The sequence below is a fragment of the Vibrio limimangrovi genome, assembly GCF_054064025.1.
The window spans coordinates 261,517-276,958 of record NZ_JBSUGF010000001.1 but is presented as its reverse complement, the minus strand read 5'-3'; the positions used below and the strand labels follow the sequence as shown (position 1 = coordinate 276,958).

At 44.6% G+C, this 15,442-nt stretch carries 13 protein-coding genes; 2 read left to right on the top strand and 11 right to left on the bottom strand.

Annotation, left to right across the window (positions count from 1 at the left end):
• The first annotated feature begins 201 nt into the window (after positions 1–201).
• A complete protein-coding gene (gene metE / locus ACWYU8_RS01280; RefSeq protein ID WP_457516445.1) occupies positions 202–2,484 on the top strand; it encodes a 5-methyltetrahydropteroyltriglutamate--homocysteine S-methyltransferase in 2,283 nt (760 codons plus the stop codon).
• 110 nt (positions 2,485–2,594) lie between these two features.
• Here metE and ACWYU8_RS01275 read toward each other — a convergent pair whose 3' ends face one another.
• The 7 genes from ACWYU8_RS01275 to ACWYU8_RS01245 all read right to left on the bottom strand — a co-directional run bounded on the left by ACWYU8_RS01275 (position 2,595) and on the right by ACWYU8_RS01245 (position 8,835).
• Positions 2,595–2,981 (bottom strand): GspS/AspS pilotin family protein, encoded by a 387-nt coding sequence (locus ACWYU8_RS01275; protein ID WP_457516443.1) that lies wholly within the window; start codon positions 2,979–2,981, stop codon positions 2,595–2,597.
• A 3-nt stretch (positions 2,982–2,984) separates the two neighbouring features.
• Entirely contained in the window at positions 2,985–3,281 is a 297-nt protein-coding gene (locus ACWYU8_RS01270; protein WP_457516442.1) for a YciI family protein, read from the bottom strand.
• A 113-nt stretch (positions 3,282–3,394) separates the two neighbouring features.
• Entirely contained in the window at positions 3,395–3,790 is a 396-nt protein-coding gene (gene yciA, locus ACWYU8_RS01265) for an acyl-CoA thioester hydrolase YciA (RefSeq protein ID WP_457516441.1), read from the bottom strand.
• A gap of 125 nt (positions 3,791–3,915) precedes the next feature.
• Entirely contained in the window at positions 3,916–4,479 is a 564-nt protein-coding gene (locus ACWYU8_RS01260) for a septation protein A (protein ID WP_457516439.1), read from the bottom strand.
• Positions 4,480–4,647: 168 nt separating this feature from the next.
• Positions 4,648–7,188 carry a hybrid sensor histidine kinase/response regulator gene (locus ACWYU8_RS01255; protein ID WP_457516437.1) on the bottom strand — a complete coding sequence of 847 codons (2,541 nt, stop codon included), beginning with the start codon at positions 7,186–7,188 and terminating at the stop codon, positions 4,648–4,650.
• Positions 7,188–7,406, bottom strand: a complete 219-nt coding sequence (locus ACWYU8_RS01250) for a hypothetical protein (protein WP_457516435.1) — start codon at positions 7,404–7,406, stop codon at positions 7,188–7,190. Before ACWYU8_RS01250 ends, ACWYU8_RS01255 begins: the two co-directional genes overlap by 1 nt.
• 157 nt (positions 7,407–7,563) lie before the next feature.
• Entirely contained in the window at positions 7,564–8,835 is a 1,272-nt protein-coding gene (locus ACWYU8_RS01245) for a dicarboxylate/amino acid:cation symporter (RefSeq protein ID WP_457516434.1), read from the bottom strand.
• Between the two features lie 543 nt (positions 8,836–9,378).
• On the opposite strand from ACWYU8_RS01245, the gene ACWYU8_RS01240 reads away from it, so the two are divergent.
• Entirely contained in the window at positions 9,379–10,920 is a 1,542-nt protein-coding gene (locus tag ACWYU8_RS01240; protein ID WP_457516432.1) for a long-chain-fatty-acid--CoA ligase, read from the top strand.
• A 102-nt stretch (positions 10,921–11,022) separates the two neighbouring features.
• Here the strand turns inward: ACWYU8_RS01240 and ACWYU8_RS01235 are convergent, their stop codons facing one another.
• From ACWYU8_RS01235 to trpCF, 4 genes are all read right to left on the bottom strand, one after another.
• Positions 11,023–11,715, bottom strand: a complete 693-nt coding sequence (locus ACWYU8_RS01235; protein WP_457516430.1) for a Crp/Fnr family transcriptional regulator — start codon at positions 11,713–11,715, stop codon at positions 11,023–11,025.
• Positions 11,716–11,953: 238 nt separating this feature from the next.
• Positions 11,954–12,760 carry a tryptophan synthase subunit alpha gene (gene trpA / locus ACWYU8_RS01230; protein WP_457516428.1) on the bottom strand — a complete coding sequence of 269 codons (807 nt, stop codon included), beginning with the start codon at positions 12,758–12,760 and terminating at the stop codon, positions 11,954–11,956.
• A complete protein-coding gene (gene trpB, locus ACWYU8_RS01225; protein ID WP_457516427.1) occupies positions 12,760–13,950 on the bottom strand; it encodes a tryptophan synthase subunit beta in 1,191 nt (396 codons plus the stop codon). The genes trpA and trpB overlap by 1 nt, the downstream gene beginning before the upstream one ends.
• A gap of 39 nt (positions 13,951–13,989) precedes the next feature.
• On the bottom strand, positions 13,990–15,429 hold the full coding sequence (gene trpCF / locus ACWYU8_RS01220) for a bifunctional indole-3-glycerol-phosphate synthase TrpC/phosphoribosylanthranilate isomerase TrpF (protein WP_457516425.1): 1,440 nt from the start codon (positions 15,427–15,429) through the stop codon (positions 13,990–13,992).
• Between the last annotated feature and the right edge of the window lie 13 nt (positions 15,430–15,442).

The following is a 15,442-nucleotide window of genomic DNA, read 5'->3' as shown; positions in this document are numbered from 1 at the left end:
AGACGTCTATTAATTTAAAAAGGTAATTCAAAAAGTAATTTAGTGAGTAAGAAGATGGTGTTATGAATTTTTTTAATAAACAAGTTGAATATTTGGATGTTGTTCAATTTTTGTTGTAGAGAGATAGTTTAGCCATCCAGACATCTTGATAACTCGGTGCAAGATGCTCTGACCTAAATAAATTGAATAAGGAATCTGGAAATGGCGACAACAACACACATACTTGGTTACCCACGCATTGGTGAAAAACGTGAACTGAAATTTGCACTAGAAAAATACTGGCGTGGCGAGATTGATCAAGTGCAATTGAAGCAAGTGGGTGAAGATTTGCGAGCGAAGAACTGGCAAGTACAATCCGAGGCGGGCTTGAGTTTTGTAACAGCGGGCGACTTCGCATGGTACGACCATGTACTCACGACAACGCTGCTGTTGGGGCATGTACCGAAACGTCATGCTAATGGTTTCCCAAATCTCGATACCCTGTTTACAGTCGGACGAGGTCAATCCCAGACGGATTGCGGCTGCGTTGGTTCGGCGGCTTCTGACATGACGAAGTGGTTCAATACTAACTACCATTACATCGTGCCAGAATTTAGTAAAGACGATACTTTCGAGGTGAGCTGGCCTCAACTTTTTGACGAAGTGCACGAAGCGGTAAAAGCAGGGCATCAAGTTAAGCCGGTTCTACTTGGCCCTGTCAGTTACCTATATTTGGGCAAAGAAGTTGAAGACGGTTTTGACCGCCTGACGCTGCTGCCAAGATTGCTGGCTGCGTATCAGGCGGTTTTGGCAAAACTGGCCAGCCTGGGTGTGGAATGGGTTCAAATCGATGAACCAATTTTATCGCTTGAGCTTGAAAGTAAATGGGCCAACTCCTTTAGGCTGGCGTATCAGGTGATCCGCAGTGACGTCAAAGTGCTGCTGACGACTTACTTTGATTCGGTAACTGATACTTTAAACAAAATTGTCGATCTGCCCGTTGATGGCTTGCACATTGACCTTTCTGCGTCACCTGAACAGTTGGACGAAATTGTCGGCAAGTTACCTCAAGGTTGGGTTCTCTCTGCTGGCGTGATCAATGGACGTAACGTCTGGCGTTCAGACCTGAGTGCACACCTGGAACGTTTACAGCCTGTAAAAGAGCAGTTAGGTGATAAACTTTGGGTCGCAAGCTCATGCTCTCTGTTACATAGCCCGGTTGATCTTGAGCTTGAACCAAAACTTAGCAAAGAAGTGAAAAGCTGGTTTGCCTTTGCTAAACAGAAAGTGACTGAAGTAGCCCTGTTAGGTAAAGCTCTGGATGGTGATCAAAACGCAATTTTGGCATGCGACACCTACAGTCAGCCGATCAAAGCGCGCAAAACAGCGACGCATGTTAATAAGCCGCAAGTGCAGACGCGGGTTAGTAACATTACAGTGTCACTTTCTAGGCGCAGTGCTCCTTATGCAGAGCGTGCTGCTCATCAGGCGGAAGTGCTGGGTTTACCTTTGTTGCCAACCACAACCATTGGTTCATTTCCTCAGACTGCGGAGATTCGTGTTCAGCGAAGTGCTTTCCGTACTGACCAGCTTTCTGAATCTGAATACAATCAAGCGCTGAAAGGGCACATTGCTGATGCTGTTAAACGTCAGGAAGCGCTGGATCTGGACGTGTTAGTTCATGGTGAAGCAGAGCGTAACGATATGGTGGAATACTTTGCAGAGAATCTGGCTGGTTTCCAAACCACGAAATTTGGCTGGGTACAGAGTTACGGTTCTCGATGTGTGAAACCCGCTATTGTTGTGGCTGATATTGAACGTGAGAATCCAATTACGGTTGATTGGTCTATCTATGCTCAGTCACTGACAAGTAAACAAATGAAAGGGATGTTAACTGGCCCCGTAACGATTCTGTGTTGGACATTCCCACGTGAAGACATTACGCGACAGGAAATTGCACAACAATTGGCATTAGCACTGCGTGATGAAGTTTCTGACCTCCAGGATGCTGGCATCAATATCATCCAGATTGATGAACCTGCGATACGTGAGGGGTTACCACTCAAAAAGCGTGATCATAAAGCCTATCTAGAGTGGGCGGTGGATGCATTTAAGATCTCAGCAGCAAGTGCGAAACCAGAGACACAGATCCACACTCACATGTGTTACAGCGAGTTTAATGAAATCATCGACTCAGTTGCTGAAATGGATGCAGATGTGATTACGATTGAAACATCGCGCTCCAATATGGAGTTACTGAAAGCATTTGAAGCGTTTAATTACCCGAATGAAATCGGCCCGGGTGTGTATGATATTCACTCGCCAAACATTCCAACGCAAGAGTGGATTGAAGGGCTAATCAAAAAAGCGGCAGAAAAAATTCCAGTACAGCGTTTATGGGTAAACCCAGACTGTGGTTTAAAAACTCGTAGCTGGGCAGAGACGGAAGCTGCGTTAGCTAATTTAGTCTCAGCAGCGAAAAAGCTTCGCGCCGAATTGGCATAAGTGAGAAAAAATAAAAGCAGGGTTCAATCCCTGCTTGTTCGTATCCGTTAATGCCCGTTTGTCTGAACCCGTTACATTGAGGATCGGACTTTTCGGTTCAATTACTGTGGTTAATTGCTGCAGCGTTGTTCTGAAATCAACTCGTCTGCCATTAATTGTCCACGAGTGTTACGGATTTTGACTCGATACATCAAACCCATATTGATTTGATCACGAATGTCTGGCTTATGACAGAAAGTGTAGATACTGGAATTGAGTACTTGAGTTAACGGCTTTGCACCAGCAGCAGTATCGTTGTAGATCATCATCATCTCAATCACATTCTGATTAGAAGACACGCGCATGATTTTCAATGGTCCGTACTCTAATGGCAGTCCTGCAGACAAAACACCAGCCCGGTTAGACGCCAAAAGCTCCAACTGACGCTGCTTTTCACTGCTCGATGTACAACCCGCTAGCGCGCTAAGCGCCAGGAAGAAACACAGTAATTTTTTCATAAATTAGAACACTTTTTTGAACGGTTTTACGATTACGCTTTCGTAAACGCCCGCTGCCACGTAAGGGTCGTTATCTGCCCATGCTTTCGCATCTTCCAAAGAATCAAACTCAGCTATGACCGTGGAACCTGTAAACCCGGCTTCTCCCGGATTATCAGAATCAATCGCTGGCATTGGACCTGCGGTCAGAAGTCGGCCTTCATCCTGAAGTTTCTGTAAACGTTCAAGGTGTTGAGGGCGAACACTCATGCGTTTTTCTAACGAATTCTCGATATCCTGAGAAAAGATGACGTACCACATAGCATAGTTCCTTAATTGGTAGGTTGGAGCCCTAATTTAACGACTTTTTGGCACTACTCACAAGTTAACATTGGAAAATGTGAGATTTTTCCACTGATTAGGTCGTTTAGGTATTATTTTTGGATTGGGCGTGGCTTTCCTTTACTGTCAATAGCAACGTAATTAAAGGTAGCATCACACACCATAAAGCGATCTTCTATGCCATCTACTTTCACTGGTTTGACCCAGACTTCCAGGTCAATACTCATTGAAGTGCGGCCAATTTTTTTACATACGCCATAGCAACATACAACATCACCGACACGAACTGGCTTTTTAAAAGTAATACTCGATACAGAGACGGTCACTACGCGACCTGAAGAAATTTCTTTTGCCAAAATAGCGCCTGCCAAATCGAGCTGAGACATGATCCAGCCACCAAAGATATCGCCATTCGCATTAGTATCTGCGGGCATTGCCAGGGTTCGAAGCAGAAGTTGGCCTTTCGGAGAGTTAAATTCTTGGCTCATTATGACATCCTAAATCATCGGTAGCGCTCAAATTAAGCGCAAATATTTATTCGAATTAGATCAAAACAGCGACCCGGAGGTCGCTGTTAATAATATGTTGGCGGGATTATAGCAAAGATGAGCTGTTAATCATCAACCGATACATCAGATGAGTTATTTTTCTGCTCTTTCGGCATGTGTTTGTAGATATAGAAACCCGTAGCGATCATGTAAGTGAATGTCGCTATGAGCAGGCCAAACACTTTGAAGTTAACCCAAACATCCAGTGGCAGCTGGTAAGCAACGTAAATGTTTAATCCAGCACAGAACGAGAAAAAGCCAACCCAAGCCCAGTTGATACGAGTCCAAACCTGCTCAGGAAGAGAGATCTCTTTGCCCAACATGCCCTTAATGGCCGATTTACCCATGGCATGACTGACTGCAAGACCAATAGCAAACACCATATACACGATGGTTACTTTCCATTTGATGAAGTTGTCATCATGAAGGAAGATGGTCATTCCACCAAAAACAGCCACCATCACGAATGTGATTAACTGCATCTTTTCCACTTTTTTGTAAATGGCATAGGTCAGAATGACTTGAATAGCCGTCGCTGCGATAAGTGCCCCAGTCGCAACGTAAATGTCGTACATCTTATACAAGGCAAAGAAGACAATGAGTGGAATAAAATCAAGAATTTGCTTCATGTTGCAGAAAACTACCTAGTTATTGAATTGCAGACAGTCTAACGTAATCTCGAACAATGTGAATACTTCGAGACAATTGGATACAAAAATTGCCACAGTTTGGGTGGCGATTTACTGTCGCTTAAATCAAGTTTAGGCTAGATCTGGAAACTTGGGTATGCGTGTGTATCACGATAAAGAGTCAGAGGCATTTCGCTTGTCTTGACCTAGCCATTTCTCCAACATGTCTCGTAGTGCGTTTAAGGTGGTGGGTTTTTGTAAACGGTCATCCATCAACGTTGAGATTCGCTCTAATTCTGATGCGCCACATTCCCCAGATAACGCAATCACGATAGTTGAAGGGGATAGCTGCTTTATATGTTTGCTTGCATCATAACCGTTCATGACTGGCATTTGCACATCCATTAAGACCAAATCGATTTTACTGGATTTCACTATCTCGATTGCGTTTGCACCATTGTTTGCCTGCAGACTATTGACGCCAAGCTGTTTTAAATACAGTTCAACCAAAGTACGTTGCACCTCTTTATCATCGACAACGAGCACGGTCGGAGCCGGTTCCCCCATTTGCAAGTGGCGAAGACGCATCGCTGTTGTATCACTGCTCGGGTTATTCCAGTCCATCTCCTGAGCGTTTAGTGTTTCCGCTTTTGGCGAATTGGGAACAACAGGGAAGTAGAGATAAAACTCAGTAAACTCGCCTTCAATGGAGCGACATTCAATTCGACCGCCAAATGAGCGTATGACGCGCTGGCAGTAACTCAAGCCAAGGCCACTACCGCCGCTTTTCTGATAAGAAAAGAATTCATCAAAAATCTTATTTTGGATGCCGCTGCTAATACCTGGCCCAGTATCTCGAAAGATTAAAATGTTTTCGTAGGTACCAGTTTGAGTACGGATTTCAATCTTGCTTGAAGGATACGAGTCAAAGTAGTAAACCGCATTGCGGATCAGATTAAAAATGACAAAACTAAACAGCGTCTCATTGATCTTGGCAACAAAATCGTGATGTTTAGGCAGATCGATTCTTTCAATTATCTTTTCACTTTCGAAACCGTAGCGGCTAACAGCCAAATGCATGGCCTTATGCATGGAAGTTATTGCAAGAGGCTCCTGCTCTGGTGATGTGTCACTGACTTCTCGCAAAATGATATCAATCAGCTGTCGCCCTCTTTGAATAGTTGTTTGCCCTTTGTTGATGTCACGTTTGAGTTCATTCAGGGATGCTCCAGATTCGATATGTTGAGCGAGTTCTTCAAATTGCAGCTGTACCTGAGTCAGAGGGTTGCGCATTTCATGGGCGATGGAGTGGGCGAGTGCACGACTTTGGCGAACATCTCTGTCGGCTTCGATAGTGCGTTGTACGCGAGTCAGCAATGTCTGTAAGGCGGAAATTTCTTCGTTAGAAAACAGTTGATGATTCCTTTTATGCGCAGAAATCAAGAGGTGAGACACCGATTTACTCTGACCAAATAGAGGCATCACCAACGCTGTATCGTTCGATCGCATGCGACGATAGAGTCTTTTCAAAGTGCTTCTATTTGAAGAGGCATATTTGATTTCCTCAGAGAGTTCATCCACTAAGAGAACCGATTTGTCGGAGTTGAGGTAATTTTCGTAAAACGATTGCGTATAGTAACTGCTTACCAATTGCAGTTTGTTTTCGGGGATGTTGAGTAATATAGCCAACTTACTCATCGCATCATCAATCGAGCGCTTAAAGTCACCTTCTAAGGCAAGTATTTGTTGTACTGGAGTGTATTTGTGAAAGTAAATTAAATAACTAACGACATACCCCACATATCGAAAGGACCAGCGCCATGTAGTGCCTATCAATGCACACAAGGGAATGCCAACAATCCATTGATTACTATCCGAAATAGGTATCAACATTAAGCCCAGAGGAACGATGTATAGGGCACATACAATAAGCGTTGTGGTAGCTAAATAAGTGAGATATTTCGCACTATAGAAACGTGAAGTCAGCAATGCATAACCGACAAAAAGCATCTCACTGACGGACAGAGCCGGGGGCAACCATGTGAGAGAAAAATCGCCAAGGAAATAAGTGAGTCCTAAGTGAACGACTGTGGTTGAAAGTATGAATACTAATATGCCGGCGATCATATAGTTGTTTTTAGCCAGTGTTAGTTTACTGCTGTTGACTCGCATCCGAATAATATTGACGAGTGTCAATACAATGAACGCCAATATAGTCGTGAAGAAGTAGGGTGTGTGTGAGCCAAACTCTATGACAAACTCACTAGGCCCGCTGATTGTCACGTTCTCTACTGTCAATCCGGGACGTGAGTTGATAAACATCACGTAAACGGATAGCAGGATAAACATGACTTGCTGCCACTTCTTTACATCGCTGTTGTTCTGTTCCGCTAACAAGTGACATGAGAAGTAGTATGCGAACGCGAATGAGAAAAAGGAAGCTAAATTGGCGAATTTAGCCATGAATACGCCGCCTTCTGAGCCAAACGTCACTAAGAGATCAGTATGAAAATAAGCATTGCTGCTAATCCAGATAATGATGGATGCAGAGTACGCAATGTATGGCGCGTGGTGAGAGCCAACAACCACCTCATTCCTTTTTCTTAGGCGATGGCAATAGTACAGCAGCCAGAAGAGTACGATGGCAATCGCGACATAGAGCGTAATAGCTTTTGGGTAAAGTAGACCTGCCAAAGCAAAATCAAGCATTATGCTTCACCGCAGGCTACGCTGAAAGTATGGGATGTAGGGTGCGACGCGCAGGCAAAAAAGCGTGCATGGTTAGCTTTATTCACGTTTGGCGACAATAAACCAGACAGCGCATGACCACTGCTTTTGTCTAGAACAACACTGTTTGCAACGCTCTGATTTTTATGAATAGACCAATCCACATTGGAGTTAAGATCTAAAGACAACTTTAGACTCATGGAACAACCTAGCACTGATGTTTTTATGTTTATAGGTGCGTTATATCACTTTGAATAAATTATGCTACCAGTTTCTCTTTGTATGGTTATCTAATGCAAATGTTGTATAAAAAAAGCCGCTCATTTAGAGCGGCTCATTAAAAATCTCGAACTAAACTTAAGCTTCTTGCTTACTCAGTTCTGCCTCTTTCTCTGTTTGCGCTTCTTCTTCTTCGATAAGTGCATCAACGATAACCGCACACGCAGCATCGCCAGTGATGTTTAGCGCAGTACGAATCATGTCGAAGATACGATCTAAAGCGAACAGTAGCGGTAGACCTTCAATTGGAATGCCTGCTGCCAGCAGAACCGCAACAACCAGGAATGATGGACCAGGTACACCTGCCTGACCAACTGCACCAAGAGTTGATGTTACGATGATCGCGATGTAAGCACCCATGCCAAGATCGATGTTAAACAGTTGAGCGAAGAAGATGGCTACCAAGCCGTAGTAAATCGCGTTACCAGACATGTTGATCGTTGCGCCTAGTGGCAGAACGAATGATGCTGTTGAGTTTCTAACGCCAAGGTCTTTCTCACAAGTGTCCATCGTTACAGGCAACGTTGCCATTGACGATGCTGTTGAAAGTGCAACTGCTTGTGGCTTCTTCATCGAAGATATGAATTTCTTCGCAGAAGTCTTAGTGAATACGTGAACCATAGCAGGGTATACAATGAAGCCAAAGATCAGAATAGCTGCAGTGTAGACAACGAATAGCTTAAACACGACCATCAGTGCGCCAAAACCAAACGTACCTACCGCTTCAGCCATCAGACCAAATACACCGATAGGAGCAATGATCATAACCTTGTTGATCATCCAAACCATCGCGTCAACAATGCAGTTCACGCCATTAATGATAGGGTCACGGCGCTCTTTAGATTGTTGAGAAATCGCGATACCAAAGAACATACAGAATACTAGGATTTGCAGGATGTTCGCATCATTCAGTGATTGGAAAACGTTAGTTGGGATCATACCAGTGATGGTCGCCCAGAAAGTCGGTAATTCACCTTTAGAAGCGTATTCTGCTGAGAACATGCCTTCAACACCAGAAACGTCGATGCCAATGCCTGGTTGGAATACTTCACCCATAAACAGAGCAAGCGCTACTGCCAGAGCTGATGTTAAACCAAAGTAGCCTAGTGTTACCACACCAACTTTACCTGCAGACTGACTGTTACCAAGACCAGCAGCACCAGAAATCAGAGCAACAGCAACCAATGGGATTACTAGCATCTTGATCAGGTTAATAAAGATAGCACCTAGTGGCGCGAATACCGTAGCGTCGTGACCCATCAGGGCACCAGCTGCTGTACCCACGATCATTGCGATGACGACTTGCACGCCAATGTTGTTTAGCAAACTCTTTTCTTTTAACACTTCCATAACCTCTGTGCTAACCAAATGTAAAATCCTGAAATTACACACCAATCAAAAATCGTTTTATGGAGAATAATTTCGCCCCTGCTTTTTACACGTATCATTCACAATTGGCAATATACGAAACAGGGTTATTGATGAAAAAATCGATATTTTATTGACGAAAGCTAATTTTTTACTCAATAGCAAACGTTTGCTATTCGAATTCGCTATGGAATTGCACATTGGTTATTAACTTAGTTAATGAGTTTGATTTGTGTAGGTTAATTATTTGTTACTTAATTGTTTTTCCGTAATGAGTGGTGCCTGAACGGTGTTGGCGCTTGATAATTCTGACATTAATTAGGATGCGAGCTCACACTTTAGTTATTTTGCTGTAATGAATGTTAAATATTTTACATTCTTGGGTTGATAACTCTTGTAAATATAATGTTAACAAGTGGTGGGGTTTAGGACATAAGGAACTGTATAAGACCACTCTTTCGTTAATTTTTGTTGTTAAATCCTTAAGAACAACGTGAATACCAATAATTTAGAGGTGAAGTCATTATGATGAATCTTGCTGCTGCTTTGCAGCGAAATGCTGCCAGTAAGCCTGATAAAACAGCGTTGATATGCGGTGACTTGGAAATTTCCTTCGCTCAATTTGATGCAATCGCAGGAAAAATAGCGACGTCTTTGATCAAAAATGGTGTTAAGCCGGGCGATCGAGTTGCATTGTCTTGCCCTAATCTGCCGTTCTTTGCTTTCATTTATTTTGCAGTTCAGAAGGCTGGCGCTGTTGCAGTACCGCTTAACGTTCTTTTGAAAGCGAGAGAAATCAAATATCACCTGGAAGACTCAGACGCTAAATTCTATTTCTGTTTTGAAGGAACGCCAGAGTTACCAATGGCCAGAGAAGGTGTGAAAGCCTTTAAGGAAGTGGACACATGTGAAAACATGGTCGTGATGACGCTATCGCAGGCTGAATTGGATTGGGGTGGAGTGCCTACTCTCAATGCGTTTATTCGCGACGTTGAGCCACTGGCTGATTACGTACCACGTAACGCTGATGATACTTGTGTCGTTCTTTACACATCAGGCACTACTGGCATGCCAAAAGGTGCTGAGCTAACTCAACAAAACATCATTATGAACGCGGTGGTTGCTCAGAATATCATGGCGGCGCAAGCTGATGATGTACACTTGGTAACTTTGCCTCTGTTCCACACTTTTGGTCAAACGGTTCACCTGAATGCAAGTGTTTTGAGTGGTGCCACGCTGGTACTTGTCCCACGATTTGAACCAACACATGTTCTTGAACTTATCGAAAAGCATAAAGTCACCTTGTTTGCAGGTGTGCCTACCATGTACATCGGGATGCTTCATGCTGAACACGACTGTGATATTTCTTCTCTTCGAGTGGCTGCGAGCGGTGGTTCACCATTGCCAACAGAAGTGTTCCGCGCATTCGAAGAAAAATTCAATGTGCCGATTTTGGAAGGTTACGGCTTATCAGAAACCAGTCCGATTGCATGTTTTAACCATTTAGATCAAGAGCGTATTCCTGGCTCTGTCGGCCAGCCGATCCAAGGTGTGGAAGTGAAGCTTGTCGATTTAGAGGGCAATAGAGTACCAGTAGGTGAAGAGGGCGAAATCATTGTCCGTGGCCACAATGTGATGAAAGGGTATCTGGGGCGTCCAGAGGTCACAGAATCTGTACTACGAGATGGTTGGTTCTACACTGGTGACGTCGGTCGCTTTGACGAGTTAGGGAATTTGTACATTGTTGATCGAATCAAAGATTTGATTATCCGTGGTGGCTTTAACGTTTACCCTCGTGAAATCGAAGAAGTGTTTATGACCCATCCTGCGGTCGCTATGGTTGCAGTGATTGGTATTCCGCATCAGGAGTACGGCGAAGAAATTAAGGCTTACGTGGTACTTAAACCAGATCAAGAAGTTGATGCTGCAGAATTGCAAAAGTGGGGACGCGAGCAGTTGGCTGCGTTTAAATATCCGCGCTTTGTTGAGATTCGCGAACAGCTTCCAATGAGTGCTACAGGCAAGATTTTGAAACGTGAACTGAAATCTGAGCTTAAAGTCGCTTAGACTTTAACAAGTACATAGAAACAAAAAAGACTGCTAATTTATTAGCGGTCTTTTTTATTGAGTGCGCGACTACTAACATTTTTAACATTCAGAGCGGAAGCGTTATTCAAGCTGCTTGAGATAGTCTTCCATTTCTAGCGGGTTGTGAATGGTGATACTTCCGTAACTTAGGGTGAGTGTCCCCAATGCTTCCAGTTTTTTTAATACCTTGTGCACACTTTGTCTGGTGAGCCCCATCATATTGGCGATGTGCTCTCGTGTTACACGTACAACACAAGGGGCGGCATTGATAGGTTGGTTGGTTTGATACGTTGCAAGCAGTAATAATCTTCGGCCAATGCGTTCTTCAATCCCTCTGATGGCATCATCCTCGATAACGGATATTGCGGACCAAAGTCTACGGCTCATCAGGTCGAGTATTACAGGGTAGCTTTGCGGATACTTCGCCAGAAGTTGACGAAACTTGTCTCCAGGGAGCTCTAACAGAGTGACATCAGAGTGCGCTGTTGCACCAAATATTCGTGGCATTCCTGGTGAAAAAACGTTGTCACCAAACCAACCGCCCGTATCAAAAATCATCAACGTGACTTCTTTTCCTTTGGGACTGATCGAGTTGACGCGAACTGAACCTTTCGCAATGACCATCAAGGAGGAGTGATTGTCCCCTTTGTTACAGATGAGTGCCTTCTCATCGAAATGCCGGGTTCGCGCAATTTGTACCGCGTCATTAATGCCTTCTTCCGGTAATCCGGATAGGACAGGGCATTGAAGCAACAACTTTTTTAACTCTTCCATGTCGGTACCTTAATGCTGTACTTTTAATTTCGTTATATTAACACCTTATAACTGGGTGCACTTAACGAGCTTATCTTTGTGTATGGCTTAAGATCTGAAATTGTGATGGCTCTCTATATGGCTCAAACTGACTTATTTTGAAATGCTCTATTGAGAAAGGATTCTTATTTTCCATTCAATAAAAAAACGCCCGCTATGAGCAATCAGCGGGCGTTTAGCTTATTTCTATAGAAGTTAGTTATTTTTGAGTGGCTGCTTTCATAGCTGACACAAATTCACCAAGCTTATCGAGCATAATTTGCGGTTGCTCGACGTACGTCTCGATAATTTTAACCACCGCAGAGCCAGAAATCGCACCTGCCGCGCCTGCTTCTATCGCTTGCTTAACTTGTGCGGGCTCAGAGATACCGAAACCAAGTAGTGCTGGCGGCGCATCAAATTGATTCAGTCTTTCTAACAACTGTCCAACTGGCATATTTGCCTTAGTTTCTGTGCCTGTTACACCAGCTCGAGAAAGCAGATACGTATAACCGCCACTTAGCTCTGCAACTTCCGCTAAGGTTTCATCACTGGCCGTTGGTGGTGCAATAAAGATCGGGTGAATGCCGAACTTCTCTGCCGCTGCAACAAAATCTGCGCTTTCGTTTGTCGGTACGTCAGCAATAAGCACGGAGTCAATACCTGCTTTAGCACAGCGCTCATAAAAGTTCTCAATACCGCGGGAGAAAACCAAGTTCGCATACATCAGCAGGCCGATTGGTAGTTCTGGGTATTTTGCACGGATCTTACCGATTTGCTCAAAGCAGATGTCCGGTGTCGCGCCAGATTGCAAGGCACGATTGTTTGCGCCTTGGATTGTCGGACCATCTGCAAGTGGATCTGAAAATGGAATGCCTAGTTCAAGTGCATCTGCGCCAGATTCCACAAGCGTTTCCATTATTTTGTAAGATTGCTCTGCATTTGGATCGCAAACCGTTACGAACGGGACAAATGCGCCTTGGTTTTTTTCGTTTAGGCGCGCAAACATCTTCTCATAACGACTCATTAGATCACTCCTTTTTCTTCTAGGATGGCATTAACGGTGAAGATGTCTTTGTCACCACGGCCAGATAGGTTGACTACCAGAAGCTGTTCTGTTTCTGGGTTTTCGCGAGCCATACGCAGTGCGTGCGCAAGTGCGTGAGAGGATTCAAGCGCAGCAATGATGCCTTCGCTACGTGCGATTTCCTGGAACGCATCCAGAGCTTCATCATCGGTGACGTTCGCGTATTCTGCTCGGCCAATTGAATTCAGGTAGGCGTGCTGAGGGCCTACTGATGGGAAGTCCAGACCCGCAGAAACAGAATAAGACTCTTCAATCTGGCCGTTCTCATCTTGCATGATCGGCGCTTTCATACCGAAGTAAATCCCAGTCTTACCGTGTTTAAGCGGTGCACCGTGTTGGTCTGTATCAATACCTTTACCAGCAGGCTCAACGCCAATCAGGCGTACATTTTCGTCATCGATGAAGTCTGCGAACATACCAATGGCATTCGAACCACCGCCAACACAAGCGATAACAGCATCCGGAAGACGACCTTCACGAGCGAGAATTTGGTTTTTAGTTTCTTCACCGATCATGCGTTGGAATTCACGAACGATAGTCGGGAACGGGTGAGGGCCTGCTGCAGTACCTAGCAGGTAGTGCGCATTCTCATAAGTAGCAGACCAGTCACGTAGTGCTTCATTACAGGCATCTTTCAGTGTGGCTGAACCAGAATAGACAGGAATCACTTCTGCACCCATCAGCTTCATACGGAAAACGTTCGGGCTTTGACGCTCGACATCTTTCGCTCCCATATATACGCGACACTTCAGACCAAGCAATGCACACGCCAAAGCTGTGGCTACGCCGTGCTGTCCTGCGCCTGTTTCCGCGATGATTTCAGTCTTACCCATGCGTTTTGCAAGTAGTGCCTGACCAAGCACCTGGTTGGTTTTGTGCGCACCACCATGAAGTAGATCTTCACGCTTTAGGTAGAGTTTGGTTTTGGTGCCTTTGGTTAGGTTTCGGGTAAGCGTGAGCGCGGTTGGGCGACCTGCGTACTCTTGGAGTAGCGTCATAAATTCGCTGCGGAATTCTGGATCTTCCTGTGCGTCAATAAACGCTTGCTCTAGTTGCTCCAATGCTGGAACCAAAATTTGCGGAACGTACTGACCGCCGTATTCGCCAAAGTAGGCATTCAATTTTGCCATCGTGATAATCCTTCTCGTCTTTTTTGCTACGAAATAGTTTTAGTAGTTGCGAATAGCGTTAAACGCGGCATGCAACTTCTGAGCATCTTTCTTACCTGGCGCGCTTTCTACACCAGAATTTAAATCTAATCCCAAGCAGCCTAATGCAGCTGCTTGTTGAGCATTCTCAGGGGAGAGTCCTCCCGCTAACATGATTTGACTAGGGTCGCCAATCAGTGACCAGTCGAATACTTGTCCGGTGCCGCCGGATTGGTTGCCAACTTGTGCATCGAGCAAATGGCGATCAACGTTTTCAGCCAGGAGTGTCGGCAGCACATTCTGAACTCCGTACGCTTTCCAGATTTCTACGCCGGAAGGGAGTTCTGCTTTGAGTTGGTTAACGTAGTGCTGATCCTCAGAACCATGCAGTTGAACCGCTTTTAAACCGAGTGATGTGACTATTGCAGATACAAAATCAATCTCATGGTTTTGAAATACGCCAACATATTGAAGTGGTGCGCCGCTCATCGTCAGACGGGCGGTCTCTAAATCCACGGCACGTTTAGACTGTTCAACGAAAATCAGGCCACCAAATACCGCGCCTGCTTTATAGGCTTTGGCTGCGTCGTCGGGGTGAGTCAGACCACAGACTTTATTTTCGCCCAGAGTTACCTTGCGAACCGCAAGCTCGAGATTATGCTCTGCCATCAGCGAACTGCCAATCAGGAAACCATCAGCGTAAGCTGCTAAATCGCGAACTTGTTGATGGGTGTAAATGCCAGACTCTGAAATTATTGTTGCTTGAGGTGCAAGTTTTCGAATCATTGGCGCAAGCTGTTTAGTGCGGTTCAAGTCGGTACTCAGGTCACGCAAATTGCGGTTATTGATACCGATGACGAGTGCGCCCAAGTCTACGGCACGATGAAGTTCTTCTTCGTTGCTGACTTCTGTCAGTATGCCCATATTGAGGCTGTGTGCTACTTCGGCCAGTGTTTTGTACTCTTCATCATTGAGTACAGACAGCATCAATAAGATGGCGTCAGCGCCGTAATGACGCGCCAGGTAAACTTGGTAAGTGTCTACCATAAAGTCTTTACATATCACAGGTTGCTTAACCTGATTACGCACTTGTGGAATAAATTCGAAGTTACCCTGAAAGTATTTCTCGTCAGTTAGGACCGAAATGGCATCAGCATGATTGTTGTAAACCGATGCGATGTAATCCAAATCGAAAACGTCTCTGATGAGCCCTTTTGATGGTGAGGCTTTTTTACACTCAGTAATGAAGACCGTTTTTTCGCCACTAAGCGCATCATAGAAGTTACGATCGGATGGTTCTAAATCAGATTGGAAAGTACTCAAATGCTGAGAGGCTTTACGTTCTGCTACCCACTGATACTTGTCGCGAACAATTTTAGCGAGTACTTCAGCCATTTCTGCTTCTTTCTTTGATACGTGCTCAGAAAGGTTGTCAGCATTTTGAGTGTTTAAGTCCGTCATCTTGATCTTTTCC